We start from the raw sequence: 7,522 nt of genomic DNA on the forward strand, positions 1-7,522 counted from the left end.
CTAGCCCGAAACGCGAGCCGGGAAACCGAAATGGAACGTATCGGACCGCAGCCCGCGGCGCAGCGCTTCCAACGACATGACGTCTTCGGGAGCGACGTTGCCGATGTGCAAATCCGGACCGAACGTCGCCAACAGGTGGGATTGCTGCGATTTTAACGGCGCTTCCCACATTAATTTGCTCATGTCGGGGATGGCTTTCGCAAGCTGCGTCAGCTCGCCTTCCTTGAAGTCGCCGTTATCGTCGAAGATGCCTACGCCTTTGCCGGACTCCCGGCCTTCAATCGTCACGAACAGTGCGCCAAGCCCCGTATCGATCTCAACCGTTTGCACCAATTCATCGATGTGCAAAGCGGATCCCCATACCTTTTTACCGTATTCCGTCACAACATGCAAGCCGGCCTCGATTCCGCGAACGATGAGCGAGCTGCGGATATGGCGCGGGATGTCGATCGTGCCGTCCGACACTTCCATCGCCGTAAATCCGAGACTTTCAACGGAGGAAAAGAATGAATCGACCTTTTCTTTAGCAATCGCCACTTCCAAGAACGTTCCGCCAGGCATAATGACAATTCCGAACTCTCTGGCAAGCTGAATCTTCTTGGCCAATATGTCCCGCGGATATAAAACAGCCGTACCGAATCCAAGCTTGATCATGTCGATATGCTGTCCCGCCATCCGGATCATATCTTCAAATGCATGAAGACCCAAGCCTTTGTCAATGACCATCGTCTTGCCTCTGTTCCGCGGTTTCGATTCACGCTGGCCGGTCGGATCGGCGAGTGTCGGATGCCATTCCGTCTTTGAGGTCTGTTCCATTCGACTAACTCCCATCGAAGTAATGTGGTTGTGTTTTTCTCCAGAGCAATATATGCATTCGCCCGGTTGGGTGTGCCCAGATGATAAATTGAGACGGGCCCGCATATAGATGAAAAACGAACCGTACAAACCATACTGCGCAGTCGGGACATACGGGAGGAGGTGGGATTTTGATCGATAAAATCGTATTGAGTATGGCGGCGCTGCGTGTGCTGTCAGGCTCAATCGAGCTGCTGGCGGCGTTCCTCATGTTTCGGTTCAACAACGTGGAGAAGGCTCTCTTGGTGAATTCGTCGCTTGCGCTGGTCGGGCCGATCATATTTATAACCATAACAACTCTAGGGTTGATTGGAATCGCGGATAAAGTGTCGTGGAGCCGCCTACTTTGGATCGGGCTCGGTCTGGCGTGTTTATTTTTCGGGATTTTGAAAAAATGAGGCGTATGCATAATCGCTTGGGCCAAGCATAGACATGTTGTAAGTTAGACAAACTTGGGGGCTGTACGCCGTGTGGAACTCCGTGCTGACATGGATGCCTATGACGCTTCGGACGGCGCTCGCCGCCGTTCCTTCTCACATTGCGGCAAAGGCGGAAGAAATTCGCGTTCGCGAAGGCCGTCCGCTCGAAGTCGGATTCTCCGGAGGGTTTGCATTCGTGGAAGGCTCCGGCCGAATTACGGACGACCCTAGGCTCGGACTGCACCCGACCCGCGACGACTGCTTGAAGCTCCTTGACATGGCAACAAACCATTCGCTTTATACGATGGAAGAGCAGCTGAAGCGAGGATACATTACCGTGGCGGGAGGACACAGAATCGGGCTCGCCGGACGGGCTGTATTGGAACGCGGCGCGGTGCGCGGCTTGAAGGAAATCGGCGGATTCAACATCCGCATCGCCAGGGAGGCAAGAGGATGCGCGGAGAGGCTTCTGCCTTGCTTGTGGGACGGCAGGCGGAACATGCTGGCCTCCACGCTCATCGTTTCTCCCCCGCAGCGGGGGAAGACGACGATCCTTCGCGACTTGGCGCGCACTGTCGCGCAGACCCGCAAGGTCGGCATCGTCGACGAGCGTTCTGAAATAGCTGCCTGTGTGGACGGCCGCCCGAGCTTCGACGTCGGTCCCCGCACCGACGTGCTGGACGCTTGCCCGAAGGCGGAGGGCATTATGATGATGATTCGCGCCATGTCGCCGGAGGTGATCTTCGTCGATGAAATCGGGCGCGAGGAAGACACCGCAGCGGTGATTGAGGCGCTTCATGCCGGCATCGCCGTCGTCGCTACCGCTCACGGGCTCGATCTGGATGACGTGCGCCGCCGTCCTACGCTGGCTTCGCTGTTTCGCTCAGGCGCCTTCGGCCGCATTGTTACGCTCCGCGCTTCCGGACCTCCCGGTTCGGTCGGATCGGTGACGAACGGCGACGGCGCATTGATCGAACCGATTCCGGCCGCGTCAATCGGAAGCAGGAGGTGACCGGTTATGTTAAAGCTGTTCGGCGCTGTTCTCATCATGTTTGCCGGTACCGCGTACGGCTTCTTTAGAGCTTCCCGGTACGCGCGCAGACCCAGGGAGCTGCGCCATCTTGCGCATGCTCTGACGACGTTGGAGTCGGAAATCGTCTTCGGCGTGACGCCGCTCCCAGCAGCGCTGAAGCGCGTGGCATCCGCGGTGCCCGCCCCCCTCTCCGAGCTGTTCTTGTCCGCTTCGGGCAAGCTGAGGGAGGGCGTCGGAGAAAGGACGGCGGACGAATGCTGGAAAGCCGCCGTCACGGAAGCGTGGCCGTATACCGCGCTTCGCGACGCGGAGCGGGAGACGATGCTTTCGCTTGGAGCGAGTCTGGGGGTAACGGACCGCGAAGACCAGGCGAAGCATATCCGGCTGTGCATCGTTCAATTGCAAGCCGAAGAAATATCGGCAAGGGACGAGCAGGCGAGATACGAGAAGATGTGGAGGAGCTTGGGAGCGCTTGGGGCGGCGTTGGTGGTCATTTTAATGTACTGAAGGGGTTGGAGCAGAGATGGGTGAAATCACCGCCGTGTTCCAAATTGCCGGAGTAGGAATCCTCATCGCAATGATCCATACGGTTTTGAAACAAATGGGCAAAGAGGATATGGCGCACTGGGCGACATTAATCGGTTTCGTCGTCGTGCTCTTTATGGTGATACAAAAACTGGAAACCTTGTTTCAAGAAATTCAGAGAGTTTTCTTGTTCAGATAAGGCGGTGCGGAATGGATATCATTCAGGTCGTCGGTCTCGGTTTGATCGCCACGGTGCTTATTCTGATCGTGAAGGAACAAAAAGCGGCCGCAGGTTTTTTCATCGCCGTGTTTACGGGTATCGTCATCTTTTTGTTTCTCATCGGCAAAATATCGGAAGTTATCGCGGTTCTGGAGCGGCTCGCCGCTCAGTCGAACGTCAACATGGTGTTTTTGCAAACGATTCTGAAAATTATCGGCATCGCCTATATCGTGGAGTTCGGAGCGCAAGTGGTGCGGGACGCGGGTCAGGAAGCGATCGCCTCAAAGATCGAGCTGGCGGGGAAGGTGCTCATCATGGTGCTTGCCATCCCGATCATTACGGTAATTGTGGAAACGGTCATGAAGCTGGTACCCGCTTCATAAACGATCGCATAAGAAGCGGCGGGCGGGAAAAGAAGGAGGGAAAGCCGTGAGGAAGGCAGCGAATAAAGGCCTGGCGGTCTTCATCTTCTTGTTTCTGGCGGTTTTCGCCGTTTCGTTCACGATTTCGCTTCCTGCGAACGCGATGACGGAACAGTCGCCTGACGGCGCAACGGAGGATCCTTCGGAAGCCGTGGATGAATGGGTCCGAAGCCAGGCAGATCTCGTTCCGACGGATGAAGTGGAGAAGTACTGGGACACATTGATGCGCAAGTACGGCGGATGGTTCCCGGATGGAAATCCGTCGTTCCAAGAGGCGATCATGCCGGGAGGCAAAGGTTTCTCTCTATCGGAAATCGGTCAAGGATTGTTCTCGTTCGCGCTTCATGAGTTGGTTGTCAACGGCAAACTGTTGGCGCTTATCGTTATTTTGACCGTATTCAGCATCGTGTTGGAGACGCTGCAAAGCGCGTTCGAGAAAACGACCGTCAGCAAGATCGCCTTCGCGATCACATATATGGTGCTTGCGGTGCTGGCCATCAACTCCTTCAACGTCGCCATCGGCTATGCGAAGGACGCGATATCCGGGATGATTCACTTCATGATGGCCGTCATACCCGTCGTGCTTACGATGCTGGCATCGCTCGGCAATGTGGCCACCGTCTCCATACTGCATCCGCTGATCGTGTTTATGATACACACGGTGGGGAATCTCATTTATTTTTTCGTTTTCCCGCTTTTGTTTTTCTCCGCCGTTTTACATATCGTCTCGACGTTGACGGACAAATATAAAGTGACGCAGCTTGCCCAGCTGCTGCGGACCGTCGCTCTCGGCACGCTGACCGTTGCGCTTACCGTGTTTCTAGGCGTCATTTCGGTGCAAGGGGCGACGGGAGGGGTCGCGGACGGCGTAACGTTAAAGACGGCGAAATACGTGACGGGAAACTTCGTTCCCGTCGTCGGACGCATGTTTTCCGATGCGACCGACACGGTGCTAAGCGCCTCGTTGCTGCTGAAAAATGCCGTCGGCATCGTCGGAGTCGTCATTATCGTTATGCTTTGCGCGTTCCCTGCGCTCAAAATCATCGTGCTTGCGTTCATCTTCAACGTCGGGGCGGCTCTGCTGCAGCCTCTGGGAGACAGCCCGATCATCGAATGCCTGCAGACGATCGGGAAAAGCATGATCTATGTTTTCGCGGCTCTCGCTACCGTCGGACTCATGTTCTTTCTCGCGATCACGATCATCATCGCCGCGGGCAATGTCAGCGTGATGATTCGATAGGCAACCGCTGGTTGCCGCGGATTGGTGCACAGTACGAGCAAAGGAGGGGGTACCGTGGACGCGCTGGCGGCTTGGCTCAAACAGATCATTCTCGTCGTCCTTATCGCCACATTCATAGATTTGCTGCTGCCGAACCGAAGCTTGCAGAGGTACGTCAAGCTCGTCGTCTCGCTGTTCATCTTGATGACGATCCTTTCGCCCGTTATGAACTTGCTCGGTTCGAACGCGAATATGCGGATGTTGGCCGCGGCGGTGGAAGGATGGAGTCTCAGCGGAACTGCGCAGTACATGGCGCCGGGTGGGAACGGGGCGGGAGACGCGCAGTATCCGCGAACGAACTCCCTGCCTGCCCTTTCCGAGGTGTTGTCCGAAGGCCAGGCGATCGGTGCGAAGCGAGACGAACAATCCCTTCGACTGCTCGAGATGAAGATGGAATCGATGGTGAAGGAGCAAATCGAATCGCAGCATGGCGTGGCAGTCGTTTCAGCGGATGCGGAGCTTACTCTTGACAAAGACCGGTACCCGGTCGTCCGGCAGCTTAACGTGGTGATCGGTTCCCGGCTCGAGCCGGCGGACGGCACGGCAAGCGAAGAGAGCGGCGAGCGTGGGATAAAGCCCGTGGAACCGGTACAACCGGTGGATATCCGTATTGAAGTGAAGCCCAAGCCGGATAACAGCGTTCCCGCTTTCGTGGCCGAAGGAACGCGCTCAAAACAAGCGGAAGGTATACGCCGGGAAATTACAGAGGACCTTTCCGAACAGTGGAATGTCGATAAGCGGCGCATACGGGTTGTACTGCAGAATCCGGGAGACGGGTCGCGCGAATGACGGTGAAGGGGGTGATGCGCATTGGCGAAGTGGTGGAGTCTTCTGGAGGAGAAGTTTGGGGGAGGGCCTGGCGGTCCGAATCGTATGAACACTTTCAGGTGGTTGTTGATTGCGGCTTGTGCCGGCGTTATTTTCATGCTGCTGAATTCGTTCATGACGGTGAAGGATGCGGGCCCGTTGAACGAAGCGGCGGAAGCGGGGAACGCGGCGGCGCCGGATGAGCCTGTATTCAATGCGGGAGGCGGGCGGCAAAGTCCATTCGCAGATTACGAAGCAAGCTACGAGAATGAAATGAAGGAAATATTGGCGAAAATCGTCGGCGTGGGCCAAGTTGACGTGTTCATTACGATCGATTCGACAGAGGAAATCGTGGTGGAGCGCGATTACACCGATTCGCAGCAGACGACCCATGAAATCGATCAACACGGCGCGAAACGGGAGGTTACCTCAAGGTCCAGGAGCGGAGAAGCCATTATGTCGGGCGACTCCCCCATGGTCGGTAAGACGATCCGCCCGAAAGTTCGCGGTGTCGTCGTCGTCGCGGAGGGTGCCGAAAATTTGACGGTAAAGAAGCTGATCCAAGAAGCGGTTTCGAAAGGTCTGGATGTCCCCGCCCACAAGATTTCTATTGTGCCTAGCAAGAGATAGCGCGGTTTCGTTTTCAACGCTCGCAATATGGGCGTTAACATAACATTTTTTATTCCGGAAATTAAGGAGGAAACGCGAATGAACACGAAAAGACAGACGGTATGGTTGGTGTCGATGCTGGGCTTGATGGTAGTGCTTTCCGCCTACTATTTGTTTACCGATGAGGTGGAACAAACATCGACGGAAGATCTTGCTCTCAACGAAATACAAGTGGAAGGCACGCAGCTGGCGGACCCGGCCGCAGCCGATGCGTTAGATGGAGGGGAACCGGTTTCCGAGGATGTGCTGGAAGGCGCCACGGAAACCGGAGAGACGGCAGGCACGACCGAGCAACCGGCGAAAGGCGGCGAATCGGAGGAAACGGCAGGAACCGGGGAAACGGCAGGAACCGAGGAAACGGCAGGAACCGAGGAAACGAAGGGAACTGCTGGAACGAAGGAAACTGCGGGAACGACGGAAACTGAAGCGAGTAAATCCGCCGGCAAGGAAGATGGTTTGACCGATGAAGAAGTTCTCAAAGATTTGGCCTCTGAGCCGAGCGGCGAAGAAGCGATCGCCGCGATGCAGATGCAGCGTCAGGAGCAGTTTACCCAACAATTCGAGCAGCTGACAGCCAAGATAGCTAACGGAAAGTCCTCCAATGAAGAGGTTGCGGAAGCATCGAACCGCCAAGAACAATTGCTTGAGCTGGACGCGAAGCTGGTAGCGTTCGAAGAGAAGCTGATCAGCAGCAATTTCAAAAATGTTGTCGTCACATACGACGAGCAGAAAGATCATTACACCGTCAATGTTCACGCTCCCGCACTCCAGAAGAGCGAAGCGGTGACGATCATCAAGATGGCCATCGAAGATCTCAAAATTTCCGTGAACCAGATCAGCGTGAAGCTGTTCCGCTAAGCTGCCGCACGGCTGGAAAGAAGAAGGAGTCCGGTGAGCCGGGCTCCTTCTGTTTCCATATAACTCTGATGAGCAAAGACCCCTGTTTCGTATATGTCTGAGGGAAGTACGAGTTGCCGAATTTTGAAATTATTCAGTGCCACCGGTCTGAAATCGCACAAATAACTTCAAAAAAGAGACTGTCTATTAATGTGGACACATCCTCACATCTATTGCCAGGGGAAGTATCGCAAAGGGTGATACGTCGAAGGAGTCGCGCAGCAGTTGGATAACTTTTATGGAGATAGGTTGTATGCAAATGGTTGTCGGATTGCCATAATTGTAACGAATTCCGACGATCGGGCTCTATTATGGCAATACACTGTTTATAAACAGTTGTTTAGACGACACATTGCGGTCCGGCCCCTTAATTTTGGAGTGTTATAGTGAATTGCT

Annotated in this window: 10 protein-coding genes; 9 read left to right on the top strand and 1 reads right to left on the bottom strand. The window is 55.1% G+C overall.

The genetic code is table 11. The features are described 5' to 3' along the window. Positions 1 to 816, bottom strand: a complete 816-nt coding sequence (comA, locus tag JET16_RS21285; protein WP_199620161.1) for a phosphosulfolactate synthase — start codon at positions 814 to 816, stop codon at positions 1 to 3. Positions 817 to 986: 170 nt separating this feature from the next. Between comA and JET16_RS21290 the strand changes: the two genes are divergently transcribed. From JET16_RS21290 to JET16_RS21330, 9 genes are all read left to right on the top strand, one after another. Then, on the top strand, positions 987 to 1,253 hold the full coding sequence (locus JET16_RS21290) for a YqhV family protein (RefSeq protein ID WP_233532005.1): 267 nt from the start codon (positions 987 to 989) through the stop codon (positions 1,251 to 1,253). A gap of 70 nt (positions 1,254 to 1,323) precedes the next feature. Further along, positions 1,324 to 2,286, top strand: a complete 963-nt coding sequence (spoIIIAA, locus tag JET16_RS21295; protein ID WP_407673170.1) for a stage III sporulation protein AA — start codon at positions 1,324 to 1,326, stop codon at positions 2,284 to 2,286. A 6-nt stretch (positions 2,287 to 2,292) separates the two neighbouring features. Beyond that, positions 2,293 to 2,814 (top strand): stage III sporulation protein SpoIIIAB, encoded by a 522-nt coding sequence (gene spoIIIAB, locus JET16_RS21300; protein ID WP_199620163.1) that lies wholly within the window; start codon positions 2,293 to 2,295, stop codon positions 2,812 to 2,814. Between the two features lie 16 nt (positions 2,815 to 2,830). Next, complete coding sequence (gene spoIIIAC / locus JET16_RS21305) at positions 2,831 to 3,031, top strand: stage III sporulation protein AC (protein WP_199620165.1); 201 nt, start codon at positions 2,831 to 2,833, stop codon at positions 3,029 to 3,031. An 11-nt stretch (positions 3,032 to 3,042) separates the two neighbouring features. Further along, on the top strand, positions 3,043 to 3,435 hold the full coding sequence (gene spoIIIAD, locus JET16_RS21310) for a stage III sporulation protein AD (protein ID WP_199620168.1): 393 nt from the start codon (positions 3,043 to 3,045) through the stop codon (positions 3,433 to 3,435). A 46-nt stretch (positions 3,436 to 3,481) separates the two neighbouring features. Continuing rightward, positions 3,482 to 4,714 (top strand): stage III sporulation protein AE, encoded by a 1,233-nt coding sequence (gene spoIIIAE / locus JET16_RS21315; protein ID WP_199620169.1) that lies wholly within the window; start codon positions 3,482 to 3,484, stop codon positions 4,712 to 4,714. A gap of 54 nt (positions 4,715 to 4,768) precedes the next feature. Further along, positions 4,769 to 5,542 (top strand): stage III sporulation protein AF, encoded by a 774-nt coding sequence (gene spoIIIAF, locus JET16_RS21320; protein WP_199620170.1) that lies wholly within the window; start codon positions 4,769 to 4,771, stop codon positions 5,540 to 5,542. A gap of 21 nt (positions 5,543 to 5,563) precedes the next feature. Continuing rightward, entirely contained in the window at positions 5,564 to 6,190 is a 627-nt protein-coding gene (gene spoIIIAG / locus JET16_RS21325) for a stage III sporulation protein AG (protein WP_233532007.1), read from the top strand. A 78-nt stretch (positions 6,191 to 6,268) separates the two neighbouring features. Beyond that, positions 6,269 to 7,087, top strand: coding sequence for a SpoIIIAH-like family protein (locus tag JET16_RS21330; RefSeq protein WP_199620171.1), 819 nt, complete (start codon positions 6,269 to 6,271; stop codon positions 7,085 to 7,087). The last annotated feature ends 435 nt before the right edge of the window (positions 7,088 to 7,522 follow it).

Source organism: Paenibacillus alkalitolerans (genome assembly GCF_016482785.1).
Lineage (GTDB): Bacteria > Bacillota > Bacilli > Paenibacillales > YIM-B00363 > Paenibacillus_AE > Paenibacillus_AE alkalitolerans.